22 protein-coding genes are annotated in these 24496 nt (G+C 44.1%); 12 read left to right on the forward strand and 10 right to left on the reverse strand.

Going from position 1 to position 24496, the window contains the following annotated elements; translation table 11 throughout:
• Positions 1 to 1128, forward strand: coding sequence for a glycosyltransferase (locus ATC1_RS00250; RefSeq protein WP_062276837.1), 1128 nt, complete (start codon positions 1 to 3; stop codon positions 1126 to 1128).
• Between the two features lie 26 nt (positions 1129 to 1154).
• Here the strand turns inward: ATC1_RS00250 and ATC1_RS00255 are convergent, their stop codons facing one another.
• From ATC1_RS00255 to rpsB, 6 genes are all read right to left on the reverse strand, one after another.
• Positions 1155 to 1397: an acyl carrier protein gene (locus ATC1_RS00255; RefSeq protein ID WP_062276839.1), complete on the reverse strand. Its 243-nt coding sequence runs from the start codon at positions 1395 to 1397 to the stop codon at positions 1155 to 1157.
• Between the two features lie 41 nt (positions 1398 to 1438).
• On the reverse strand, positions 1439 to 3283 hold the full coding sequence (locus tag ATC1_RS00260; RefSeq protein ID WP_062276842.1) for an HAD-IIIC family phosphatase: 1845 nt from the start codon (positions 3281 to 3283) through the stop codon (positions 1439 to 1441).
• On the reverse strand, positions 3280 to 6015 hold the full coding sequence (locus tag ATC1_RS00265) for a phage holin family protein (RefSeq protein WP_062276846.1): 2736 nt from the start codon (positions 6013 to 6015) through the stop codon (positions 3280 to 3282). Before ATC1_RS00265 ends, ATC1_RS00260 begins: the two co-directional genes overlap by 4 nt.
• A gap of 273 nt (positions 6016 to 6288) precedes the next feature.
• Positions 6289 to 7005, reverse strand: a complete 717-nt coding sequence (gene pyrH, locus ATC1_RS00270) for a UMP kinase (protein WP_062276849.1) — start codon at positions 7003 to 7005, stop codon at positions 6289 to 6291.
• A 448-nt stretch (positions 7006 to 7453) separates the two neighbouring features.
• A complete protein-coding gene (tsf, locus tag ATC1_RS00280) occupies positions 7454 to 8068 on the reverse strand; it encodes a translation elongation factor Ts (protein WP_062276855.1) in 615 nt (204 codons plus the stop codon).
• A 1-nt stretch (position 8069) separates the two neighbouring features.
• Positions 8070 to 8945: a 30S ribosomal protein S2 gene (rpsB, locus tag ATC1_RS00285; RefSeq protein WP_062276859.1), complete on the reverse strand. Its 876-nt coding sequence runs from the start codon at positions 8943 to 8945 to the stop codon at positions 8070 to 8072.
• 376 nt (positions 8946 to 9321) lie between these two features.
• On the opposite strand from rpsB, the gene ATC1_RS00290 reads away from it, so the two are divergent.
• The 5 genes from ATC1_RS00290 (at position 9322) to ATC1_RS00310 (ending at position 14556) form a co-directional block, all read left to right on the forward strand.
• Complete coding sequence (locus ATC1_RS00290; RefSeq protein ID WP_082174587.1) at positions 9322 to 10137, forward strand: M55 family metallopeptidase; 816 nt, start codon at positions 9322 to 9324, stop codon at positions 10135 to 10137.
• 265 nt (positions 10138 to 10402) lie between these two features.
• Positions 10403 to 11299 (forward strand): cation diffusion facilitator family transporter, encoded by an 897-nt coding sequence (locus ATC1_RS00295; protein WP_062276865.1) that lies wholly within the window; start codon positions 10403 to 10405, stop codon positions 11297 to 11299.
• A gap of 71 nt (positions 11300 to 11370) precedes the next feature.
• Positions 11371 to 11808 (forward strand): D-aminoacyl-tRNA deacylase, encoded by a 438-nt coding sequence (gene dtd, locus ATC1_RS00300; protein ID WP_062276868.1) that lies wholly within the window; start codon positions 11371 to 11373, stop codon positions 11806 to 11808.
• A 4-nt stretch (positions 11809 to 11812) separates the two neighbouring features.
• A complete protein-coding gene (gene uvrC / locus ATC1_RS00305) occupies positions 11813 to 13675 on the forward strand; it encodes an excinuclease ABC subunit UvrC (RefSeq protein ID WP_062276872.1) in 1863 nt (620 codons plus the stop codon).
• A gap of 239 nt (positions 13676 to 13914) precedes the next feature.
• Entirely contained in the window at positions 13915 to 14556 is a 642-nt protein-coding gene (locus ATC1_RS00310) for a lactate utilization protein (protein ID WP_062276875.1), read from the forward strand.
• A 138-nt stretch (positions 14557 to 14694) separates the two neighbouring features.
• Here ATC1_RS00310 and ATC1_RS00315 read toward each other — a convergent pair whose 3' ends face one another.
• The 4 genes from ATC1_RS00315 to rplS all read right to left on the reverse strand — a co-directional run bounded on the left by ATC1_RS00315 (position 14695) and on the right by rplS (position 18599).
• Entirely contained in the window at positions 14695 to 15693 is a 999-nt protein-coding gene (locus ATC1_RS00315; RefSeq protein WP_062276878.1) for a bifunctional UDP-N-acetylglucosamine diphosphorylase/glucosamine-1-phosphate N-acetyltransferase GlmU, read from the reverse strand.
• Between the two features lie 364 nt (positions 15694 to 16057).
• Positions 16058 to 17362 (reverse strand): dihydropteroate synthase, encoded by a 1305-nt coding sequence (folP, locus tag ATC1_RS00320; protein ID WP_062276881.1) that lies wholly within the window; start codon positions 17360 to 17362, stop codon positions 16058 to 16060.
• A 4-nt stretch (positions 17363 to 17366) separates the two neighbouring features.
• Positions 17367 to 18101 carry a gamma-glutamyl-gamma-aminobutyrate hydrolase family protein gene (locus ATC1_RS00325; RefSeq protein WP_062276884.1) on the reverse strand — a complete coding sequence of 245 codons (735 nt, stop codon included), beginning with the start codon at positions 18099 to 18101 and terminating at the stop codon, positions 17367 to 17369.
• A 153-nt stretch (positions 18102 to 18254) separates the two neighbouring features.
• Positions 18255 to 18599, reverse strand: coding sequence for a 50S ribosomal protein L19 (rplS, locus tag ATC1_RS00330; protein WP_062276887.1), 345 nt, complete (start codon positions 18597 to 18599; stop codon positions 18255 to 18257).
• A gap of 438 nt (positions 18600 to 19037) precedes the next feature.
• Between rplS and ATC1_RS00335 the strand changes: the two genes are divergently transcribed.
• The 6 genes from ATC1_RS00335 (at position 19038) to ATC1_RS00360 (ending at position 24456) form a co-directional block, all read left to right on the forward strand.
• Positions 19038 to 20585, forward strand: a complete 1548-nt coding sequence (locus ATC1_RS00335; protein ID WP_062276889.1) for an acyl-CoA carboxylase subunit beta — start codon at positions 19038 to 19040, stop codon at positions 20583 to 20585.
• A gap of 34 nt (positions 20586 to 20619) precedes the next feature.
• Positions 20620 to 20907 (forward strand): OadG family protein, encoded by a 288-nt coding sequence (locus ATC1_RS00340; RefSeq protein ID WP_062276892.1) that lies wholly within the window; start codon positions 20620 to 20622, stop codon positions 20905 to 20907.
• 62 nt (positions 20908 to 20969) lie between these two features.
• Positions 20970 to 21380, forward strand: a complete 411-nt coding sequence (locus ATC1_RS00345) for a biotin/lipoyl-containing protein (RefSeq protein WP_062276894.1) — start codon at positions 20970 to 20972, stop codon at positions 21378 to 21380.
• A 12-nt stretch (positions 21381 to 21392) separates the two neighbouring features.
• On the forward strand, positions 21393 to 22526 hold the full coding sequence (locus tag ATC1_RS00350) for a sodium ion-translocating decarboxylase subunit beta (RefSeq protein WP_062276896.1): 1134 nt from the start codon (positions 21393 to 21395) through the stop codon (positions 22524 to 22526).
• Between the two features lie 848 nt (positions 22527 to 23374).
• Positions 23375 to 23806 carry a single-stranded DNA-binding protein gene (locus ATC1_RS00355; RefSeq protein ID WP_062276898.1) on the forward strand — a complete coding sequence of 144 codons (432 nt, stop codon included), beginning with the start codon at positions 23375 to 23377 and terminating at the stop codon, positions 23804 to 23806.
• Positions 23806 to 24456 (forward strand): translin family protein, encoded by a 651-nt coding sequence (locus ATC1_RS00360; protein ID WP_062276900.1) that lies wholly within the window; start codon positions 23806 to 23808, stop codon positions 24454 to 24456. The genes ATC1_RS00355 and ATC1_RS00360 overlap by 1 nt, the downstream gene beginning before the upstream one ends.
• Positions 24457 to 24496: the final 40 nt, after the last annotated feature.

Consider the following 24496-nt stretch of genomic DNA (forward strand, 5'->3'; position numbering starts at 1 on the left):
TTGAAAATTTTACATGTAATTACTGATCTGGATCGTGGCGGCGCGGAAATCATGCTGGCAAGGATATTACCTTTGCTGCGGACTGCCGGTTGTCAACAGCAAGTCATCTGTTTGAGCGGTCCGGGCAATATAGGTAAAATTATCCAAGAAAATGGTTTTCCGGTTTCTTATTTAAATATGAAACGATCTGTACCGGATCTGTTTGCATGGATTCGGCTGGTGAAAATGATCCGGTTGGAACAACCGGATTTGATCCATTCCTGGCTGTATCATGCGGATTTGTATGTCAGTCTGGCAGATCTCTTTGTCCAAAAACCGCTGGTCTGGGGATTACATAATTCTACATTAGGTACGAAATCCAACCGTATTACCAGGGTCATTGTACGGATTCTGTCAAAATTATCTCATTTAGTGCCAAGGCGGATTCTCTCTTGTTCGAAAGAAGCGATGAAAGTTCATCAAGCACTGGGATATCGGCCGGATATCATGCGCTTTGTCCCGAACGGTTTTGATACGGTAACATTCAAACCCGATCTACACAAACGCATGGTTCTGCGTAATGAACTGAGATTGTCCGATCAACAAATACTGGTTGGCAACATTTCCCGCTTTGATCCACAAAAAAATCATATAGGATTGATTGAATGCTGGGGCATGCTGGCTGCATCGCGGCCGGATGTGCGATTCCTATTGGCTGGCAAGGGACTGGATGCGGGAAATCCGATCATTCGGGATCTTTTACGTTCTGCAGGTATCGATGATAAAACGATTTTATTGGGTATTCGGGAGGATGTGCCTGCGCTTCTGAATGCGTTGGATCTGTTTGTCTTCTCTTCCAACAGCGGTGAAGCTTTTCCGTTGATTATCGGCGAAGCCATGAGCAGCGGAATCCTGTGTGTCGGGACAAAAGTTGGAGATACTGCCGACTTGATCGGCCCATGCGGACGGGTGGTTGAGCCAGATGACATCCCGGCGCTGCTGCAGGCTTGTCTGGAGATGCTTGCGCTATCAGAGGAAGAAAAAAAAGAATTGCGTGAAGATTCCCGAAGGAGAATCAAGGAGCAATTTTCATTGGAAAAGATGAGTCAGGGTTATCTCGCGGTTTATCGCGAAATTCTGGCTTCCTGAATATGCAGAGATATACGGAAACGGAATTAAAGTGTTCCGGAATGATTTTCTTCGATGATGCGCAGGAAATCCTGAATGCTTTTAACCCGGATAGCCTGTTCTGTCGTCATCCTGATGCCAAATTCTTTTTCAACCGCAGCACATAAATGAATGTGAGAAAAAGAATCCCATTCCGCAATATCTTCGGCGCTTGTGTGTTCATCGATGACAAGCGTCTCATCATCAAAAACATCCTGTAAAATCTTCTGTAATTTTTCGATCGTTTCCATCCGTTAAAAACTCCTCTTTACTGGTTTCAGACTGTTGTTTTTCACATGGTTTCTTCTGTAACATGGATTTTTGTTTCACATGGAACATATGAGGATACGGAAAGCGAATATCTGCGCGTTCCATTCTCTTCTGCGATCAAATCGAAACCCAGATCGTCCAACAGATTTGCCACGTATCCATTTTTGGCTGTCGGAATGTATTCTCCCAGAATCTCTGCACAGCCAAAATTTTTAGCCACTGCAACTATATGGTTCAGCATGGCTTTTTCGAGATCGCGTTTAAAAACACGGCAGCTCATAACCCAGGATTCGATCCATAACCGCTTCCCTTCCTGTTTACGCAAAATGCAGGCTGAAATCAAGCCGTAATTGCTGAATTTATCGGCAAGTATCGCCCGCAGCGGGTATACTGCTTCATCATTCAGGAGACAATCCATCTCGGCTTCCGAATAACGAACAGTCCTGAGATTGAACTGGTTGGTTTTGTTGATTAATTGAGTGAAGCGTTCTGTTTCGGATCGACTGACGCGCCCGATCCGGGCGTCCATCTCCAAAGCGGCCAGATACGCATCATAGTCAACCGAGCTTTCGCTCAAGCGGATGCGTTCCTGATCCGCTGCGTACGATTGCGCACGGGATAAATCTTCTTTCGACAACTGCAGCCAGTCAAAATAGCCTGCCTTGTCCAGTGCGACGCTGAACTGTGCCGGATCTGCCGGAACATCCAGCACCGCTACCTCTGGAAGCATGGAGCGGACGATTTCGCGTTCTGCCGGATTATCATCAAAGAAAACCAGTGAATCCAATCCGATATTCAACTGCTGTGCGATGTGGCGCAGATTGTCCGCCTTATTGTTCCAGTTAGCGATAAACGCTGCAAAATCCTGCAGTTTTAAGTAACAATACGGATGCGATAGAAATACTTGTTCTGCAATCGTCTGATCGTTTTTACTGCATACAGCCAATAATACGCCACGTTCTTGATATCGTTTCAATGTATGCTGAAAATCGAGATAGGCTTCTCCGATGGCATGATTCGGATCCAGGTTGATGCCCTCTAATCCATCATCGCCAATCACACCGCCCCATAACGTGTTGTCCAAATCCAACACAAGACACTTTTTCATCTTTCCCGTCAACGCCGCAGTCAGGCGTGACAGTGACAGCGCCATTACAGGCAATGCATCCATACAAAAAGGTTGCTTGCTGATGAACCAGGCGGAATCATCAAACCAGCGGTCTTTTCCGAAATCAGCGGACATGGCTTCCTGATCAATCAGATGGATAAAGGATGGTTTTTCCCGCAGAAAACGGTCGTTAACCATGCGCAGATAGGTATTCCGGCTGGATACCAGGTTTGCTTCCAGATTACCCAATACATGGCGATTTGGAACCGCAATGTTGGTTAAAAAGACTTGCGCACTGCTATGTTTGTGGAAAAACTGCCACAGCGCGAGCTGTGATTGCACTTCACGTTCAGCCAAATCATCCACAGCATCCATTGGTGATAACAGCTCCGGATACGCTTCCAGATCCCGATATTGGCGCAACACGATGAATACATCCGGCTGAAACCGATACAAATCCGATTCAAGGTTCATCAAATCGTTCATCAAACCACCGTAAACGCTTTCATAGAACAGCGGCTGAATCCCGAAAGCATATAGATAAGGACGCAAAATACGGGTCAGAAATTGGGTGTTGCATGTTCCCGAGATGGCGATTTTCAGCGGGTGCAACTCTGGATGATTCTTTTGGAGCTGTGTCTCCTGTTTCATCAGCTTTCTTGAGAGCGATAGGATATCACTGGCATTCCATTGGAAAAAACTGCCGGAAAAGATGGTCTGTTCGATATCAGAAAATTTGATTTGAATTAGATCTGTCATGGGCGTTCCAAAAACATGCGGAAAAGAATATTCATCTGATGGAGTGAATCCAATTGAAAAATGGCTGCAACACTTTCCAACAGGATGAAAAAGATCAGGCTGGTCAGAATGAATAAAAATAGGACGACCGGAATTACAATCAGACGTTTCTTGCCTTGAATATCAGCAATTCCGGCTGCAGCTGTGGCTGTGGCAATTAACCGGATGAGTAAAATCGGAATAAACCAGAATGAACGAAAACCGGGAAATAAAGCTCCAAACCACAAGATATCCAATATACCGCAGAATAAGAATCCACGGATCATTTTTCCGAAAAGATCTTCCTTCTGCAAAATCAACGTGCTGGCATATGCGGAGCCGATCAGCATAAACAGATTGACTGACCATGTGATCAAACCCGCCAGAATCCGGTTTTCTAACGGGATATCCGTCATCAGCAGCCAAACCACCAGGTTGGAAGACAGCGAGATTAGCGAAATCAGCAGTGCCGGTCCGTTGAAAATGGGATCATTCCCGATTTTTCGATACGAATCTCCCTGAAACAGCACAATGTCCCGCAATAGAGGAGTCCATCGGCTGGTATGACGTATACCAGCTAGCAGCCTGGAGAAGCTCCAACCGGCTTTGATTTCGGCGGCCGATGCCTGTTGCTGTGCTCGAATATCTTTTTCGGATAGTTGATTTCTGCAATTCAGCAGAATATCATATATTTGATTGGAATTTGAAATATGATCCGGAATTTTGATCGTGACAGGATGGAAAATGAAGGCTGATGTTTGTTCTCCGCCCATTCCGCCATGTGATCCGATCAATTCTTCGAAGGAGGCAACCGTTCCGTCTGCATAAACGGTTGAAAAGAGGATCATATCACCCCCGCTGGGAAACTGTGCCAGATAGGAAATCTGCTCCTGTCGCAGCTCCGGATTCCCATACGGCAGGAAAGGATCCTTTCCGCTGATCACCCCCGTTATAAGATTTCGCGATCCTTCTTTCCCGATGGCGATGGGTTCACCATCCTTCTGGACAACGACCAATCCGATCCCGGGATGTTCAATCAGCCGCTGCACCAGATTGGGATAATGTGCTTCGATTTCTGCCAAGGAAACCTTATGGTTCAAAAAGGAAAAGTAGACATTGACCAGATTGCCGCTGGCCAACACCCAGATATCGCTCTCCTGAGACTCCAGTTCTTCGATCAGTTCACGTCGTTCATTTTTGTCCAGCGCCTTCTCGATGCGCGAGATGGTCTGTTCCCGGATGGATCCTGGATTTTGGGCTGAGACCGAGCGCAACGCCATCAATGCAGCGCGAATGCTGGCATCATTATCGGCACTGTTTTCAATACCAGTTACCAGCGTCACGGCTTTTTCCACCGCGCACTCGTATGCAAGCTGGCGGATGAAGGTACTCAGCGGATAACCATAGCGCTGTTTGAAGGTCGTGCCGAAGGATTGACCGTGATCGGAGAGGATCAGCAGTTCGTACTCTCTGCCGGCATCTTTTTCAGCGGCGTGCCAGATCTTCTTGATTGAGCGGTCGATGCCGTTCAGCGTGTGCATCGCTTCCAGACTGTCTGGCCCGGAATGATGCGCAATTTCATCATGTCCATAGAAGGTGGCATAAATCGCAGGACGACCGCGATACACATCATTGATGATCAGCGCTGTTGAGATATCGCGCAGCAGCACAGCGGTGGCACCACGCACCAGTGGATAAAAACGCCGCAGTCGATTCAGGCGGGGGCGTTTATTGCGCACTTTAGCCCACAGATATTGCAGTATTTCAACAGCTGCCTCGAACAGCGCGTGAAGGATTGATTTGGTCAGCAAATACGGATTCATTGAAAAAAGGTATATGTCGATATTGCGAGTGATCAACTCCTCGTTATTTCTGGGGAAGATCGAGCTGACCGTTAAAATCGCTGCAGCTGCATTGCCTGACATCAGATTGTTGATGCTGACGCCGCCTTGCAGTAAACCTCCCGGTTTTTCTTCTAAAATTCTCTTTTCAATCAGGTTTGCATCCTGAAAATTGCCGGAAGAGATTACTTTCTTCAGTTTTTTGTCATACCAGCGAAAGGCGCAGATATTATGGTTATTACCGAACATGATGCCGGCCTGGCTGGATGACGTCTGGGATGGAATTCCGCAGTCGAATTCATCAATTTGATACTTGCCGGAATCCAACAACTCGCTGACAAATGGCATTATCCTTTTCGAAACCGCCTTTTGCATTCGTGTATAGGAAAGGCCGTCAATTTCCAATACGATAATTCCTTTTTTCCCGTCATCCTGAATGCGTGTCTGCTTCTTGATTCTTTCACCCACAAAATCAAAATACAACAGGTCATCGTCGATCGGGATGAGCGTTGAAAAAATGATATTGGTCAATGCAAACAGAAAGCTGGCGACAAAACCAGTCCAGTAGGAATCGATCACGAACAGATCCGTAAAATAAGCAACCAATAAGATGGTGAAGGCATTGATCAGCAAGGAAAAAAGACCGGCAGTCAGACCTGTTAGCGGGATAGTCAGCAACAGCAAGAATGGCCGAACCAGCAGATTCAGTAATGTGAAAATCAGACTGACGGACATGGCGCTGATGATGATCGACAGCTCCTGGTCCGGCAGAATGGTCAGACCCGGCAGCAGCCAGTTGCTGACAAGAAAACAAGCGGCATTAAATACCCATAAAATGATCCATCTTAACAGCAGGGAAAAAATGTTTCGCATGATTACGATTATACATGATGGTATTTGGTGCTTTTTATCGGATTCGGTAATTTGAAATATGAGAAGTTTTTTTGGAAAAAAGAGAGAAGTTGTTATTGTGTTGTTTTTGCGCTTCGAGCAAAAACAACACAATAATAAATAATCCCTTTCATATTTCGAGTCGCTGGTCAGGAATACTATTCAATGTTTTCCCGCGGAGCGGGAAAACATTGAATAGTACCAAAATATGATTTTAAATGATTTGAAAGACCAGCCTAATCAATAATTAGTCTGCTACGGAATGACGAGGGTGCCGACTTTCTCACCGGAAAGGGCTTTTTTGAGCGATTCATTCTCCCACAAATTCAGCACCAGCACCGGCATCTTGTTGTCCATACAAAGTGAGATAGCGGTTGAATCCATCACTTCAAGCTGCATGGATAGCGCGTCAATATAGCGGATGGTATCAAATTTTTTCGCAGCGGGGTTTTTCCTGGGATCAGAATCGTAAATGCCATCGACCTTCGTCGCCTTGATCAGAATATCGGCATGCATCTCGACAGCACGCAGCGCTGCGGCGGTATCCGTTGTGAAATAGGGATTTCCGGTACCGCCGGCGAAGATCACAACGCGTCCTTTTTCGATATGGCGCAGCGCACGGCGCCGGATGTAGGGTTCTGCGACAGACTGCATCTGAATAGCGGTTTGCACGCGTGTAGTCACTCCGATGTGCTCCAGAGCGTCCATCAGGACGAGGGAATTCATCACGGTGGCAAGCATTCCCATGTAATCCGCTGTCGCCTGATCCATGCCCACTTCAATTCCGATTTTACCGCGCCACAGATTGCCGCCGCCGATGACGATCGCGAGATCCGCTCCCATTTCGACTACACTTTTAACATGTAGTGCGATCTCGTTAGCAGCATGCGGATCAATTCCGCTGCCTTCCTGTGGAGCCAGGGCTTCACCACTCAGTTTGAGCAGAACACGTTTAAACTTCAATTCCGACATATAGTTTCCTTTCAGTAAAAGATCTTCCCTGAAAAATCCAGGGAAGTATCATTTCTGCTGCGATTCGAACTATGAATAGAATCCCGATTGATCTGATGGTTTTGCGCTTTGCGCAAAACCATCAGATCATCAAATTTCCTCTCTTTATTCGAACGGTTAATCCAAATTTCGAATCGCTATCATTCCTGTTCCCTGGTTGTATGGATGCGGATTGGTGTAAATCCGCTAAAAAATGGATGATCCGACCGAAAAAGAATTGCTTTCTCTTTCATTATATAGAGAAAATCCGGATCGAAAACGGTGTTTTTCCAGCAATACGAAATAATAGCCAACTTTTTGAATCAACCGAGCGTACTCGTAATTCGAAATGCAAATTTCAAATACAAAAGTGCGTTTACCTGTAAAAAAGAGAACCAACTTTTCGGTTGGTTCTCTCGATTTTGTTTTTTTATTCTTCTTCAGAATTTGTGGATTCACCCAGTGCAAAGCGGGCAAAACGCCGGATAACGACATTTTCTCCCATCGATGCAATGTTCTGATTCAGCAAATCCTGAATGGTGATTGATTCATCGCGGATATACGGCTGATTGCACAGGACAAATTCATCCTTGTATTTCTTCAGTGCGCCTTCAACGATCTTCGGGATGATGGCATCCTTCTTTCCTTCTTCACGGGCTTTAGTCTCGGCAATTTTCGCTTCATGATCCAGCACATCCTGCGGGATGTCTTCTTCTTTGATGTAGATCGGAGAAGAGGCGGCAACCTGGAGAACCAGTTCATGTGCCAGAGCGCGGAACGCTTCTGACCGACCGACAAAATCGGTTTCGCAGTTCAGTTCTAACAGGACGCCTACGCGTCCGCCGCCGTGTGAGTAAACTTCCACGACACCTTCGGAAGCATCGCGGGTAGCGCGTTTCAATGCAGTGGCAAGCCCTTTTTCACGCAGGAAATCCATCGCTGCGTTGAGATCGCCGTTGGCGTTTTCCAGCGCCTTGCGGCATTCCAGAATGCCGGCGCCGGTGCTTTCGCGGAGTTGTTTGATTAATTCAACACTGATTGCCATCTTATTCTTCCTCATCTTCAATCGCTGCATCCAAATCCAGATCTGCAGCTTTTTTGCTCGCTAATTTTGCTAATGTTGCAGCGCCGAACAGGTCTTCATCCGGGGTTTCGCTGTCATTCATATGGCTGTGTGTCTGTTCGCGGTAAGCCGTTTCTGAAGTAAAGGCAACATCGCCCATTTCTCCGTCTGTTCGCAGCGCTTTGCCTTCAATGACGGCATCTGCGATCTTTCCGACCACCAGTTTAATGGCACGAATCGCATCGTCATTGGACGGAATCACATAATCCACATTGGAGGGATCGCAATTGGTGTCCACCATGCCGATCACCGGAATGCCCTTCAGGTTCGCTTCATGAATGGCAGTTTGTTCGCGCATCACATCAATGACGAAGATCAGACTCGGGGTTGATTTAATATTGCGCACACCGCTCAAACGGAGTTGCAGACGGGCGATTTCACGTCCGATCATCAGCCCTTCTTTTTTAGTCAGTTTGTTGATTTCACCGCTATCGCGCATCTTCTCGAGCTTTTCCAGCTCCATGATTCGCTGATAGATGGTGGACCAGTTGGTGAGCATACCGCCCAGCCAGCGTTCGGTCACATACGGCATGCCGCAGCGAATCGCTTCTTCTTTGATCGTTTCCTGCGCCTGGCGTTTTGTGCCGATAAACATAATGTTTTCACCAGATTGAACAATATCACGCACAACCGCATACGCTGTATTCAGACTCTTTGCCGTCTGCTGCAGGTCGATGATGTGGATGCCGTTCCGTTCGGTGAAGATGTACGGTTTCATGGCGGGGTGCCATTTGTTCGTGCGGTGCCCAAAGTGAACGCCGCTTTCCAATAATGCTTTCATGGAAATTACATTGGTCATTTTTTACTGCTCCTTTTGCGTTTTTATCCTCTGCCTCCTTCATTTCTGCCCGACCCGGCTCCGTTACGAGCCGACGCGGCTGGGAAGATCCGAAGGCATGTGTAATCCAAGCCGAACTATTTTACCATAGTTTCAGTCCTGTAAAGGAAAAGTCATGTGGAAGCCGAAATCGGAATTCCTTATTGTTCTGATGTTTTAAGAGAAACGAAAAAAATTCCATTAATACATGATCGTTCTCGAATTTCGAACCGCTGGCTGAAGATTCTTGACCATTGTCCATAGTATAATTAGCTGAACTATGAAAAGCATTTTTTCCTGATCAGGAAAAAATGCTTTTCAGCATATATACAATCAAAGGAAATTTTGGTTTCAGGTTATGAAAATACTAATAGCATGTGATATGGAAGGAATTACCGGCGTTACTCGCTGGGAGCATTGTGACAGTACCCATTCTGAATATACACGATTTAGAAAATTGATGACAGAAGATGTAAACGCAGTGGCCGATGGAGCGTTCAGTGCAGGTGTTGATGAGATTTTTGTTGGTGATGGGCATAATCGGGGCCAAAACCTGTTGATAGAAAATCTTGATCATCGTATTGCTTATAATAATGGAACATTTTCTCCCTGGAGCATGATGAATGGTATTGATCAGCAAATCGATGCTGTGATGTTGATCGGATATCATGCCAAAGCCGGAACTGGTGATGCGATCCTTGCGCATACCTGGTCTAAAGAAGTACTGGATTTGAAAATCAACGGCAGCTCCATGGGCGAATTCGGATTAAATGCAATGATCGCAGGCTATTTTAATATTCCTGTGATTATGGTGAGTGGTGATCAGGCAATTGCAGCGGAAGCAGAAGGGCTGTTACCGGAAATTGAGACGGCAATTGTAAAACAGGCTTTCGGATATTTTTCCGGTTGTTGCCCTGCTCCAGAGCAAACACAGGCGCTATTAAAACAAAAAGCAAGAAAAGCGGTGGAAAAATATTTTGCAGGGGAGTCCTCTGCGCCGCTGAAAATCGCAGCACCGATCGATATTGAGGTGGAATTCCATATGCCCCATATGGCTGAAGCTGCAGCGAGAATGCCAGGTGCTGAACGCAGATCCGGTCGTTCTGTCGGTATGATATGCCGGAATGTTCCCGAAGCATTTGCTGCATTTCGAACGATGTGCAACTTAATCTAAACAGAATCAGCAATTCGAAATTTGGAAGAATTTCGAATTGCTAAAGCAGAATCGGATTGAGAGAAAAATATTGTATAATCTCTTGTCAAAATCGAGACAAAAATTCGTTTATACAAGGTGAAGAATTCGTTCTACACGCCATTTTCTGAAAAACGAATCAGTCGCAAAAAGAAAGACAATCTTTGAAAGGGTGTAGAGGGAGGATTGGGTCCGAACAAAATTTCCGTTTCTTGATGTCTGATATTTGAAAGGATCGGATAATCAAATGAAGTATTACTCAGATCATAAAAGATCAAACGAAAATAATCAACAATTGTATCGGGCTTTAATCATCACCCTGTGCGGAAATGTTTTCCTGGCTGTCATTAAATCCTTAGCGGCAAAATATTCGGGAAGTTCGGCGGTAACTGCCGATGCATACAATTCAATTTCTGATGTTTTGTATTCCGTTATGCTGGTAATCGGACTGTTGATTGCTGTCCGTCCGGCTGATATATCCCACCCTCAAGGACATCGTCGTTTTGAGCCTCTGGTCGGACTGGTTATCAGCATATCCATGGCGTGGGCTGGATATCAAGCTGTAGCGGATTCCATCGATAAGATAATTCACGGTACGCGTGCATTCGAGTTTGGCCTCCCGTCCCTGGTCCTTCTTTGTTCGGCGATTATTAAAGCTCTGATGTATTGGCTGATCAATCGCATATCCCGCAAAATCAACAGTCCGACTTTAAGTACGGCAGCGATCGATAATTTAATGGATACAATCACTTCGTTTACTGCGATAGTCGGCATTATTGCAGCCAGATTTTTTTATCCGCTTGCCGATCCGATTGCCGGTATTTTGGTTTCCATATGGATTTTCCGCGCAGCATTCAAAGCGCTGAAAGAAAATTTGGATTTTTTGACAGGCGCCGGCGCCAAAGCGGCGGAACGCGAGGATTTTCAAAAAATCATTGCTTCCGTCCCTGGTGTTATCAACGTACACCAAATCTTTACAGAATACGTCGGAACAAAACTCCTTTTGGATATTCATATCAATGTGGATGGTAAATTGACATTATATGAAGTCCATGCCATCGAATCTGAAATTGAGTCCCGTCTTACTGAAAATCCGGAAGTTGAACGTGCTTACATTCACATCGAACCGCCGGAATTTGACTAAAAAAATAGACTCTTTCAGGGACAGATTTCAGTTCCGCTGCCTAATCAGATTGAAAAACGAGGATCTACATCATGCGAGCAGTCATCCAAAGAGTTAAACATGCAAAAGTATCTGTCAATGGGAAAGAAATCAGCCGAATCAATGGCGGATTGCTTATCCTGCTTGGAATCGGCCCTGATGATCAGGAAGAGAATGCGAGAACGATGACAAAAAAGATCGCAGCGCTGCGAATATTTCAGGATGATCAGGACAAAATGAATCTTTCGGTTCTTGATTGCGGCGGAGAAGCGCTGGTTGTTTCTCAATTCACGCTTTATGCGGATACGCGTAAAGGGAACCGTCCTTCTTTTACTGGGGCAGCTTTGCCGAATCTGGCTGAACCGTTGGTAGATCGGTTTGCAGCGTTGTTAAATGAGCAAGGTGTTCCGACACAAAAAGGTGAATTTGGCGCATACATGCAGGTTGAACTCGAAAATGATGGCCCGGTAACGATCATTCTTGAGAGCTAAGAATATGGCAGTCAACGAAAAAATTCAAGGAATTCTTGACACACTCCCGAAAAAACCGGGTTGTTATCTGATGAAAGATAAAGATGGCACGATTATCTATATCGGGAAAGCCATTAATCTCTGGAATCGGGTTCACTCTTATTTTCAAGAAAGAGGCGACCATGTTCCACGCATTCGCCAGATGATTGCCCGAATCGACTTTATCGACTGGATAGTTGTGGAATCAGAGTTGGAAGCCCTGATTCTGGAAATGAATCTGATCAAAAAGCATCGGCCGCAGTACAATGTCCAATTGAAGGATGACAAAAATTATCCTTATATAAAAATTGAATTTCAAAAACCGTTTCCTAAAATTTACATTACCCGTCAGATGCATCGCGATGGATCACGATATTTTGGACCCTATACCAGCGTATGGGCGGTTCACCAGACATTGGATCTGTTGAGAAAAATCTTTCCCTATATTTCTTGCGACCGGGATATTACCGGACACGATTTGCGAGCCTGTTTATATTACGATATCAAATTATGTTCCGGCCCCTGCATTGGCGCTATCTCGCAAAAAGAGTACTATGCGATGATAGAAGATATGGGGAATTTTCTCGAAGGTAAAACAGCGAAAATCGTTGATCGGTTGCAGAAAGAGATGGAAGAAGCCTCGGATCAGCTGCGATTCGAGAAGGCGGCGATGATCCGTGACCAGATTCAGGCAATCAGTCGAGTTGTAGAAAAGCAAAAAATTGTCAGCAGTGAACAGATGGACTCGGATGTTATATCCCTGGCTCGCGCTGAAAATGAAGCATGTATTCAGATGTTTTTCATCCGCGGCGGAAAATTGATCGGGCAGGAATACTTCATTATGAAAGGGACTGAAGACGCAAAGGATGCAGAGGTTCTTACTGAATTCATCAAACAATATTACAACGAGGCGACCAGCGTACCGGATCAAATGCTCCTTCCGCAGGAATTAGATGAAACCCGGATCATTCGTCAATGGCTGAAACAAAAACAGGGACGAGGTTGTGTCGAAATCAAGGTACCCAAAAGCGGCGATGGGAAAGACTTGGTGAATATGGCGACAGAAAACGCAATCGAGACATTGCGTGCGCTCAAGACACAGTGGGAAAATGATACAAACAAGCAAAGCGAAACCCTCGCTGAACTTCAGGAAGCGCTTTCCATGGATGTGCCGCCAAATCGTATCGAATGTTATGATATTTCAAATACACAGGGATCCTTATCAGTAGGATCGATGGTGGTTTTCGAACAGGGAACCCCAAGTAAACAAATGTATCGCAGGTTTAATATCAAAACGGTTGAAGGTCCGAATGATTTTGACAGTATGACAGAAGTCTTGACGCGCAGACTGAAACGATGGCAGGCTGCCCAGGAAAAAAATCAGGAAGCAGGTGGAAAACCGGATGTTTCTTTTGCTTTGCTTCCGGATTTAATCATCATGGATGGCGGTAAAGGTCAGCTTGGCCGTGCTGTTGAAGTGCTGACCGAATTTGGATTGCGGGATCGAATCGCTGTTGTCGGTTTGGCAAAACGGGAAGAAGAGATATTTGTGCCGGGGAAAGCAGATCCCGTTGTTTTACCGAGACATTCACAAGCACTCTATCTGGTTCAGCGAATTCGTGATGAAGCACATCGTTTTGCGATAACTGCCCATCGAAATCGCAGAACGAAGGAAGGATTAGCCTCACAACTCGAGAAGATTCCTGGAATCGGACCGGTGAAACGAAAAGCATTATTAAAAAAGTTTGGCACGATTGAAAACATTGTAAAAGCAGAAAAAGCGGAACTTATGCTGGTAAATGGAATTTCTGAAATCAATGCGGAGGCGATTCGGGATTATTTTGGCTAATGTCAGCCTAAATAAAATGACTTTGCCAAATTTTTTCATGCTGTTCAAGTTGCAGTCTGCTTTGATGAAAATCCAATAGTTTCCGGTTCATTAATTCAAAATATCAACTTGTGATCCGAATCAATTACGACAACAAAAAATCCTCCCCAAATTTTTCAGTTTTCCTAATTCTGTCAATTTTATTAAAACAATATACAATAGAATCAATCTATCAGAAGAAACCATAAAGGAAAAAAATCATGGCACAAACACCTGTTCAAATTCGTAATGACAAACTTGCTGAAAAAGTTGTGAAGGCATTGAATTCAAGACATTTTGAAGCATATTATTGTCCAACCAAAGAAGCTGCGCTTGAAAAAGCATTGAGTTTGATTCCCAAAACGGATGTTGTTGCATGGGGCGGATCCGAAACGATTAAACAAATCGGACTGTGGCAATATGTGATCGACAATGGTTATACAGTGATCAATCGTGATCTTGGTAAATCTCCGGAAGAGCGTACCGAATTAATGCGCAAGGCATTAACCTGTGACACATTCCTGATGAGTTCCAATGCTATCAGTGAGGATGGACAACTGGTCAATGTAGATGGAAACGGCAACCGTGTTGCCGCATTGATTTTTGGCCCGAAACAAGTCATTGTTATCGCCGGAATTAATAAAGTTGTCAAATCCGTTGAGGACGCCGTTGTCCGTGCGAGAACAATTGCCGCGCCAATCAATGTGCAGCGCTATGAAACGAAAACACCCTGCAATGTCACGGGAACTTGTGAAGATTGCATTTCCCCGGACTGTATTTGTGCGAATGTTGTGACAACTCGGATCAGCCGTCCGGCAAAGAAAGTCAAAGTGATCCTGGTCGGTGAATCACTGGGTTTTTAGCAGCGATTGAAAGCAGCATAATCAACAGATTTAAAATCGAGACCTGTCTATTGAATGAATCAAAAAACAGGTTGTTCTCATGGTTTTGCGCAACGTGCAAAACCATGAGAACATTAAGAATTCTTTTTATATTTCGAATTACTGTCCCAATACTTGAAAAGGCCCGATCACCGATTTTTCAGGGAGTGAATAATTCTTTACTGAGGACTGGCGGATGACACAGCCTTTGCCGATCTCGCTGTCAGCTATAAAAGTGCCGGGTCCGATCAGGCAATTGTCCCCAATGATTGTTTTCCCTTCAATCCAGGTGTCGGGATACAAAATGACGTCACGACTGATGGTGACATCTGCTGCAATGTATGTCGATGACGGATCGATCATCGTTACACCTTCCATCATCCATTTTTGGTTGATTCGTTTCCGGAGAATTCCCTCTGCTTCGGATAAATGGACTCGGTTGTTGACTCCCAGCGCCTCTTCCTGATCTTCTAAGACGACCGCCTGGACGGGCAAGTGATCCTCATTCGCCAATTCCACCAAATCGGTCAGATAGTATTCTCCTTTTGGAGAAATCTTGACACGTTTTAGAGCTTGCCACAACCACGAGGAACGAAAACAATACACGCCGACGTTACATTCTTTAATATTCAGGATTTCTGGTGTTGCCTGTGCTTCTTCAACGATGGCTGCGACGGAGCCATCCATCTGACGGACGATCCGGCCAAAACCGTGTGAATCCTCCTGAATGATGGTTAACATTGAAAAAGCCCCAGAATTCTCTTTCTGAGTGTCACAAATTCTCTGAATTGTTTGTGCGCGAAGACAGGGCATGTCTGAATATGCGACAATAACATATTCGGTTTTATCGGCAGCTTGTGCTTCCGCTGCCAGTACGGCGTCGGCTGTCCCAAGCTGTTGTTTTTGAATTGCGATATGAGCTCGTTCCTGAATTACTGCTTTTACTTGATCCGCTCCATGTCCGAGAACAACCACCGGTTTTTCAGGTGTTACTTTCGCAATTTCATCCAGAATGTATGAAATCATCGGTTTGCCGAGGACTGCATGAAGGACCTTGGGAAGTGCAGATTTCATTCGGGTTCCCTGACCTGCAGCTAAGATGACTGGAATAATGGACATTAAATTTATCCTCTGTTTTCATCAATTTTTAAATTTTTTCCGGTCAAAAAAATTTCTGCTTTTTTTTTAATCCGGTCTTTTTCAGTTCGAATCATTGTTGAAAATAAAAATCAATCAAGAATTTTTATGAATAGCCAGCACTTCGAAATCGAGACTAACTTCTAAAATTGAAAAAAGAAATGTGGTATTGTGGTGTTTTTGTAATTCGCACAAAAACGCCACACCAACAATATATTTTTCCGAATTTTGAATCGCTGGCGAACAGCAGTTCATAAGATTTAATGATGTTTTAATTATAGAGCAGCTATTCTAAAAAAGGAAAAGATTTAGTTTCTCATGTGCATTGCGATTCATCGAAGCGAAATTATCGAATAATTGAATCAACCATTTTTGCCACATCGTACAGCGCGGCCGCATCATGGATTCGAATAATATCTGCACCATTCATGATTCCTGCGGCGATTGCTGCCGCAGTACCTTCGAGACGTGCTTCGATCTCTTTTTGGAGATAATGACCGATAAAGGATTTACGGCTGGGACCGATGAGAACAGGAAATCCCATTTCTCTGATTCGTTGTAAATTGTTGATGATTTCCAGATTTTGTTCCGGCGTTGTCCCAAAACCAATCCCCGTATCGATGATGATTTGTTCATCACGAATACCTGCCTTGCGAGCGTTATCAACCAGGGACAACAATTCAGACCGTACAGAATTGATCGTATCTCCGGTGGGTTGCAACGGTTTGTTCCGCATGAGAACGATCGGACAATGACTGGAGGCACATACGGGAGACATTTTATCGTCATAAGCAGCTCCTCCGATATCATTGATCCAGTCAGCGCCGATTTGGATGGCTGCTTCTGCTGTCGATGCATTTCTTGTATCAACGGACAGGACGAGCGAGGGAAAATGAGTCCTGATTGCTTTTAGAACCGGCAAGAGCCGCTCCTGTTCCATTTGAACGGTTATTGTGGTAAATCCGGGACGGGAGCTTTCAGCACCGATATCGATGATATCCATTCCTGCTGCAATTAATGCTTCCGATTTCTGCAGCGCTTTTCGGATCATTTCATCCGATGTTCCGTAAATCCCGTCTTTTGAAAAACTGTCCGGAGTCAGGTTTAATATTCCCATTAAGTAGGTTCGAATACCCCAACGAAATACGATTCTCGAAAAATCGATCTTTTCTGTGACAGCCGTTATCTCCGCTGATGGTAATTCCGATAACAATTGATGCCACGTTTTTCCGAATTCGGGATGTAATTTTTCTGGAATCAAGTCGCATAACGGAACCAGGACAAATTGCCGGTTTGGGATTTGCGGATGTGGGATGATGAGTTCATCTGTTTGAATGCTTTCGTCATCATAAAGGAGGATATCCAGATCAATTACGCGGGGCCCATATCGGAAATTGGGCATTCGGCCAATCCGTTTTTCAATTTTTTTAAGATAAGATAACAAACTCGCCGGTGGAAGTGTTGTTTCTGCTTCCCAGACCAGGTTATAAAAAGAGTTCTGATCTTTAAATCCCCATGGTTCGGTTTCATATACCGATGATGTCCTGAGAATTTTTACTGCCGGCGGAAGAAGCTGGGCAGCCAGTCTGAGGTTTTCTGCCCGATTTCCGAGATTTGTTCCCGCTCCGATATAAATCAATGCTTTTTTCATAGGATCACGACGTATGACATGCGTTTATAAAAGCGGTAAATAATTTGATCTGGTCCGGATCATCCTGCATGCATTCCGGATGCCATTGTACGCCAATGGCAAAAGGATGATCGGGTATTTCCACTGCTTCGATCAGTCCGTCCGGTGTCATTCCAACCGGTGAAAATGCTGATGCGATTTTACTGATTGCCTGGTGATGAAAAGAATTAACGTTGAGAGACGATTTCCCATAAATTTTTTCAAGACGAGACTGTGGATCGAATTGTACCGAATGAATAGCCTGATTGCGTGGTGTTCCCTTGGGGCTGCTATGATGAATTGTTCCCGGAACTTGATCCGCAATATCGGTATACAGCGATCCGCCCAAAGCGACATTCATGGTTTGAATGCCGCGGCAGATGCCCAGAATTGGCCAACTGGTTTCAACAGCATGTTTTGTTATTTCAATTTCGAGTATGTCCCGTGGGTGATTTGGCGCTGAAATGGAAGGGTGGACTTTTCCAAAAAATCGTTCCACTGCAACATCACCCCCGCCAATCAAGAAGACTCCGGAATATGTATCTCTCAAATATTGAATCTCTGATGGTGGAAATTCATCGGGAATCAACACAGGAAGTCCGCCGGCATTCAGAATTGCTGTAGTGTACCGTTGGCTTACGTCGTTATAAATCGCTTCATCCGGATTGTCCGGAATATCCTGATTGCATATGATTGCGATGACTGGTCTTTTTTGATTCATTTGCTGATCTCATTTTAAATAAGGAGGTGTTATGTTGAAAATGATTGTACCAAACTGCCTTGGCGAACAATAAAAAAACAGGAGTGATAAATACACTCCTGTTTATTCTGTTTCAATAAGACTTTAAAAGTCGCGCAACCCGCACAAATTGGATTAAAACTTTTGCTTGAGGCGAGCGCTTTTTCCGCTGCGATCCCGCAAGAAATACAAACGACCGCGGCGAACCTTGCTGTGACGTTCTACGACAACTTTGTCAATGCGAGGGGAACGGGTAAGAAAAGTGCGTTCAACACCTATACCATTGGATGCGAGACGACGAACAGTAAATGTGGAATTTGTACCATTGTTATGGGTATAAAGGACAATGCCCTTAAATTCCTGAATACGTTCCCGATTACCTTCTTTAATTTTCACATGAACGGAAACACCATCACCCGGAAGTAAATCCGGAATATTGGGATTGATCGGGGCTTCAATACTTCGTAAAATATCTGTCATAATAAACACCTAATCCTTGCAAAGGGTTGCATCGATATCAGCGCAATTTATGCGCGAGAACGGATTATAGCACATTCTGGCAATCATGTAAAGCCGTTATAGTAATTCCAATTTTCGTAACAATTGCCAAAGCCATTGCCAAATCGCAAATGCAGATTTTCACGCATCTGCATTGTTTCATAAGAATACCTTATTTTTTCAAAAAAAAAGGGTTTGTTCTTCAAACTACTTACGCAGGGTGATTACATGTCAGCAAATCGAACTGTTGCAGGTCAATAATTCGAAATATGGACTTGTTATCCAAATCAATCGAAAAAAAACTTGTTATTATGTTGCTTTTTTGCTTCGCGTTAATACATCATAATAACAAAAATTCTTCCTCACATTTCGAATTGCTGGTTGCCGCAGAAAATCCGGTTTTAAGGTAGAATTGTATGAATGGAAAAATTGCCTGTTGATCCCCGGATTGCTGAACTGAAGAAACGCAAACAGGAAGTTTTGAAAGGCGGCGGTTCGGAAAGAATTGCAAAACAACACGCCAAGGGGAAACTGACTGCGCGCGAACGGATTGAGTATTTGCTCGATCCCGGTTCATTTCAGGAATTGGAATCATACATTCTATCCCGATTTGAACAAAAAGAAAAGATTCATGGCGATGGTGTAATTACCGGGTTCGGTACAATTGACAATCGCCTTGTTTATGTATATGCGCAGGACTTTACCGTTTATGGTGGAACCATGAGCGAGATGCAAAGTCGGAAAATCTGTCGAATGATGGATCTTGCGTTAGAAAATAAAGCGCCTGTGATTCATATCATTGATTCAGGTGGAGCCAGAATTCAGGAAGGGATTGTCAGTCTGGCCGGTTACGCAGGTATCTTTCTTCGGACAACCAGGCTCTCAGGACTTGTCCCGCAAATCAGCTTGATTATGGGACCTTGTGCTGGCGGAGCTGCTTATTCTCCGGCTGCTACTGATTTCATTATTATGACCCGAAAGAATTCGTTTATGTTTTTAACCGGGCCTGATGTGGTGAAATCTGTGACAGGTGAGGTAATTGACGCTGAAAATTTAGGCGGAAGCGATACACATCTGATAAAAAGCGGATTAGCTCATCTTGCTGGGAACACGGATGAAGAAGCACTGCAGCTTTGTCGAAAGGTCTTTTCATATTTTCCAAATCATGCACTTGAAAAAGCGGTTGTTATTCCAACAGAGGATTCACCGGATCGGACTGAGGATTGCCTGAATTCAATGATTCCGGAAGATCCATCGGAACCCTATTCCATGCATGCCGTCATCGAAAAAATCGTTGACAAAAACAGCTTTTTGGAACTGCAAGCTGATTTTGCACCCAATTGCATCATTGGACTGGCGCGTTTTAATGGAAAAGGTGTCGGAATCGTTGCCCAGGAGCCGGCAAAAATTGCGGGTGTGATGGACATTGATTCCTCAGATAAGATTGCCCGCTTTGTTCGGACATGCGATTGTTATAATCTGCCGATTGTGACTTTGGTGGATTGCCCGGGTTTTCTTCCGGGAGTTTATCAGGAACATCACGGCGTAATCCGTCATGGGGCAAAAGTGCTGTATGCATACTCTGAATCGACTGTACCGAAGATTACAGTTATTATTCGAAAGGCTTATGGCGGTGCTTATATTGTACTTGGCAGCAAGATGATGGGAACCGATATTACCTATGCCTGGCCAAGTGCGGAAATCGCTGTGATGGGACCGGAAGGTGCAACAAAAATCTTGTACCGAAAACAAATTGATGAGGCTGAAGATCCGGAAGCTGAACATGACCGACTAGTTGATGAATATCGGAAAAAGTTTCTGAATCCGTATATATCCGCCGAAGCCGGATACATTGATGATATTATCGAGCCGAAAGAAACGCGTCCGAAGATAATTGCCGCCCTGGCAGGAATCCGTTTCAAGAAAATAGAACGCGATCTGAAGAAACATGGAAATATGCCGGTGTAGATAACAACCGGTTAGAAAGGAAGAAAAAACATATATGAATAATGTTGGAATAATTACCCAATCTTTGCTGATCACCTTGATCGGTATGGTCATTTTATTCATCTCCCTGTTTATTCTGTGGGGTGTGATGGAGTTATTAGTAAGGTTCCTTAAGGATCCTGCAGAAGCTGCAGAAGAAATCGAAGAACCCGAAGTTGTTTCTGTCGGTGAAGATGAATTGAAGATGCGGGCTGCCGCTGCGGCTGTCGCTTCGATTCAGGATTACGACCTGAAAATGAAAATCGCTGCCGCTGCAGCAAGTGCTGTATCTGTAAAGAAATAATCTTTTCGTTTCGCCAATCATTGCGAAAATGTATAACAAAAAATAATTAAGGAGTTATTCATATGAAACTGAACATTAAGGTTGAAGGTAAAAATTTTTCTGTGGAAATTGCAGATCCCAATGCGAATCCGATGATTGTCAATGTGGAAGGAACTGAATTCAGTGTTTATTCCGATAATGCACCGCGCGCTGCTGTTGCGGCACCGGTTACCACTCCTGCAGCCGCTCCAGCTCCTGTTAAACCAGTAGCAGCCGGCGCTGATGTTATAAAAGCACCCATTCCCGGCGTTATTCAGGAAGTCAACGTGACAGCGGGTCAGACAGTGAAAAAAGGCGATGTGCTGTTCGTTTTGGAAGCAATGAAAATGAAAAATAACATCACTGCAATGCGTGCAGGAACAATCGCTTCTGTCAATGTAAGCAAAGGTGATACCGTTACTCATGGGCAGGTGTTGCTGTCATTTGCTGATTAAGAGGAAATTACTATGGGTAACTTTGGTAGTTTCATCAGTTCTTCGTTTCTGGCATTAAGCTGGCAAAATATTGTGATGATTTGTATTGGACTGGTTCTAATTGGTCTGGCGATCATTAAAGAATATGAACCTAATTTGCTGTTGCCTATTGGATTCGGCTGCATTCTGGCGAATCTGGGTATGTCGATTAATACTGGTTTCATGAAAGTTTTGTATGAAGCTGGTATCGAGACAGAATTATTTCCGCTCCTGATTTTCATCGGAGTTGGAGCCATGATTGATTTCCGCCCGCTGCTTGCAATGCCGAAAATGGTCATTTTAGGCGCTGCAGGACAGTTCGGTATTTATGGAACATTAATTTTAGGCTGCATCCTTGCTAAGTATATTCCCGGACTAAAATGGGGTTTGGCGGAAGCCGCATCAATTGGTACGATTGGGGCAATTGACGGACCAACGGCAATTTATGTCACCTCGAAAATTGCGCCGCATCTTTTAGGCCCGATTGCTGTTGCCGCCTATTCCTATATGAGCTTGGTTCCGATTATTCAACCTCCGATTATGAAAGCATTGACATCGAAAGCGGATCGGCAAATCCATATGGAATATGCTGCGCGACCGGTTTCAAACCGTGCTGTGATTGTCTTCCCGATGCTTGTCACAATCGCTATCAGCATTATTTCTCCTGCAGCTGCTCCATTAATCGCCGCGTTGATGCTGGGTAATTTGATGAAAGAGAGTGGTGTTGTTCCTCGTTTAGACAAAGCTGCTCAAAATGAAATCATCAATATATCTACACTTTTCCTGGGACTTGCAGTTGGCGCTACTATGACCGGCGAAAGTTTCTTGAAACCGGATGTACTTTTTATTCTGATTTTAGGATTACTTGCTTTCATACTCGATACTGCTGCCGGAGTCCTTTTTGGACAATTCATGAAAGTTATCAGCGGCCGTAAGATTAATCCGTTAATTGGTGCATGCGGTATCAGCGCATTCCCGATGTCGGGCCGTATTGTTGCACAAATGGCATTGAAAGATGATCCGGATAACTTCATTTTAATGCATGCCATGGGATCCAACACAGCCGGACAGCTCGGCTCTGTGGTTGCCGGTGGCGTCTTACTTGCGCTTGTCCAAAGTATGCTCTGATCAAATATTTTAGAGTTTTGAGGCTGAAGCGAAAGCTTACAGCCTCTTTTTTTTTAATGTTTTCCATCCTCTTCGAAAGATATGCCTATATCTCTCTTGAGATAATGGAAGACTATTCACTCCATTTTCCATAACAGAAAATGATTGTCATGAAAATATGACACTTGTCATAAAAACGACTTGCATTATATGACGAATGTAATATAATAGTGACCAGGGACAGCAAAAGCAAAATTCTTCTTTTTATCTTTTTCCATGCCGCCTTTATATTTTTGAGAAAAAATGTGAAGGCGGCACTCCTTTTTATATTTTTTTCGCCCCACAACCAGAAAAGATTATCATACCTGTCTATTCCTCATCAGCAATTCGAATCAAATATTAAGTTCTTTATTTCGAACCGTTGGATGTCTGTCACTAATTCGAAATACGGGGCAGTACTTCGAATAATGCACACAAATACATGATGTTGTGTTGCGTTTTTGTTTTGTGCTGAAGATTTATATAATAAATCATTCATGGGTTAATCTGTTATTCCGAGGAGTGTGTCAGCTCGATGAAACAATCGATTCTTCTATGTGTCAAGAGATTGCTTAACCCCTACGGACTCGTCCCTCCAGGGTAATAACAAAGACAGGTTTCATCCACTCCATTTGACTTGTTTTCAACTACTTTCAAATGGAACATCATTAATTAAAAGGTACAAGTCTTTAATTTTTTCGATCATCCGTATTCGTTTCTCCGAATTTCTTATATTTCTACCTGCTGGATGTCTATCTGTATTATTGACTTTATTGATACAATTGACATAACTGGATTTGGCTCTATAGACTGAGTAGGAGGAAAAAATTATGTTTCATACAATTATTGTGGCCGGAAATATCGGACGTGATCCAGAAATGCGATATACCCCTTCAGGTGTAGCGGTAACATCCTTTAGTGTGGCATCAAGCCGTCAATATAGCAATGCACAGGGACAAGCTGTCAAAGAAACGATTTGGTTCCGAGTAAGCTGCTGGTCAAAATTAGCTGAATATGCGAATACTTATTTAAAAAAGGGGAACAAAGTCCTGATTGAAGGCCGTTTGGTTCCGGATACAACGACAGGCGGACCAAGAATATGGAATAGAAGCGATGGAACAACCTCTGCTTCTTATGAAATTAATGCCGTGACGATTCGTTCTCTGGCAACCCGCTCCGAAAGCGAAGGGACAGCGAATAATTCAAGCGGTTTCCCGGAATACAGCGAACCTTCTATAGAAGAGGATGACATTCCATTCTAATGAACACATCAGAAAAAATATTAGAAATTGCTGAGTTGGCATATAAAGATTTTGAAGCTCGAACTTCTGCACGTGATACAGCTTTAACACTGGCACGCGAATTAACCAGACATGCAGCAAATTCGATCAGGGCTATTCATCGAAATGAAAATGAATTAGCCCATCATCATTTGAATCAAGCAAAATTGATTGTTGAAAAATTGCAGAACGGATTGAGTGAATTTCCCGATCTTTATTATGCGGGGTATACACAGGATGCGATTAAAGAATTCTGTGAAGCAAGTTTAACTTGCGCCTTGATTGAAGGAGAAATGATTCCGACTCCCGAAGAATTGAAAATTCCCTATGCAACGTATTTACGGGGCATGGCGGAGACACCGGGGGAGTTGCGCCGCCGTTGTATGGATATCCTGCGTATGGGCTATTCGGATGATGCTGAAAAACTTTTAAGTCTGATGGATGATATCTATTCCATCATGATCACAATGGATTATCCGGATGCAGTAACCAATGGATTACGGAGACAGACAGATTTACTTCGCGGAATTGTTGAAAGAACAAGAGCTGATTTGACGCTCAGCCTGCGAGAAGAAAAACTAAAAACAATGCTCCAGTCAGCGGTTGATACATTTTCTGAAAAACGATCCTGACTCTACAAATTCAGCACTTACGGATTATTGTGAGGCGTAT

This window comes from Flexilinea flocculi, from assembly GCF_001192795.1.
Taxonomy (GTDB): domain Bacteria; phylum Chloroflexota; class Anaerolineae; order Anaerolineales; family Anaerolineaceae; genus Flexilinea; species Flexilinea flocculi.

Excerpts from the sequence above, each read along its gene's own strand:
- ATC1_RS00325 (WP_062276884.1), bottom strand. The coding sequence starts at position 18,101 with ATGAATCAAAAAAGACCAGTCATCGCAATCATATGCAATCAGGATATT.
- ATC1_RS00335 (WP_062276889.1), top strand. The coding sequence starts at position 19,038 with ATGGAAAAATTGCCTGTTGATCCCCGGATTGCTGAACTGAAGAAACGC.
- ATC1_RS00290 (WP_082174587.1), top strand. The coding sequence starts at position 9,322 with ATGAAAATACTAATAGCATGTGATATGGAAGGAATTACCGGCGTTACT.
- ATC1_RS00310 (WP_062276875.1), top strand. The coding sequence starts at position 13,915 with ATGGCACAAACACCTGTTCAAATTCGTAATGACAAACTTGCTGAAAAA.
- ATC1_RS00355 (WP_062276898.1), top strand. The coding sequence starts at position 23,375 with ATGTTTCATACAATTATTGTGGCCGGAAATATCGGACGTGATCCAGAA.
- ATC1_RS00315 (WP_062276878.1), bottom strand. The coding sequence starts at position 15,693 with ATGTCCATTATTCCAGTCATCTTAGCTGCAGGTCAGGGAACCCGAATG.
- ATC1_RS00350 (WP_062276896.1), top strand. The coding sequence starts at position 21,393 with ATGGGTAACTTTGGTAGTTTCATCAGTTCTTCGTTTCTGGCATTAAGC.
- rplS (WP_062276887.1), bottom strand. The coding sequence starts at position 18,599 with ATGACAGATATTTTACGAAGTATTGAAGCCCCGATCAATCCCAATATT.
- ATC1_RS00360 (WP_062276900.1), top strand. The coding sequence starts at position 23,806 with ATGAACACATCAGAAAAAATATTAGAAATTGCTGAGTTGGCATATAAA.
- ATC1_RS00340 (WP_062276892.1), top strand. The coding sequence starts at position 20,620 with ATGAATAATGTTGGAATAATTACCCAATCTTTGCTGATCACCTTGATC.
- ATC1_RS00265 (WP_062276846.1), bottom strand. The coding sequence starts at position 6,015 with ATGCGAAACATTTTTTCCCTGCTGTTAAGATGGATCATTTTATGGGTA.
- dtd (WP_062276868.1), top strand. The coding sequence starts at position 11,371 with ATGCGAGCAGTCATCCAAAGAGTTAAACATGCAAAAGTATCTGTCAAT.
- ATC1_RS00295 (WP_062276865.1), top strand. The coding sequence starts at position 10,403 with ATGAAGTATTACTCAGATCATAAAAGATCAAACGAAAATAATCAACAA.
- uvrC (WP_062276872.1), top strand. The coding sequence starts at position 11,813 with ATGGCAGTCAACGAAAAAATTCAAGGAATTCTTGACACACTCCCGAAA.
- ATC1_RS00345 (WP_062276894.1), top strand. The coding sequence starts at position 20,970 with ATGAAACTGAACATTAAGGTTGAAGGTAAAAATTTTTCTGTGGAAATT.
- folP (WP_062276881.1), bottom strand. The coding sequence starts at position 17,362 with ATGAAAAAAGCATTGATTTATATCGGAGCGGGAACAAATCTCGGAAAT.
- pyrH (WP_062276849.1), bottom strand. The coding sequence starts at position 7,005 with ATGTCGGAATTGAAGTTTAAACGTGTTCTGCTCAAACTGAGTGGTGAA.
- ATC1_RS00255 (WP_062276839.1), bottom strand. The coding sequence starts at position 1,397 with ATGGAAACGATCGAAAAATTACAGAAGATTTTACAGGATGTTTTTGAT.
- ATC1_RS00260 (WP_062276842.1), bottom strand. The coding sequence starts at position 3,283 with ATGACAGATCTAATTCAAATCAAATTTTCTGATATCGAACAGACCATC.
- tsf (WP_062276855.1), bottom strand. The coding sequence starts at position 8,068 with ATGGCAATCAGTGTTGAATTAATCAAACAACTCCGCGAAAGCACCGGC.
- rpsB (WP_062276859.1), bottom strand. The coding sequence starts at position 8,945 with ATGACCAATGTAATTTCCATGAAAGCATTATTGGAAAGCGGCGTTCAC.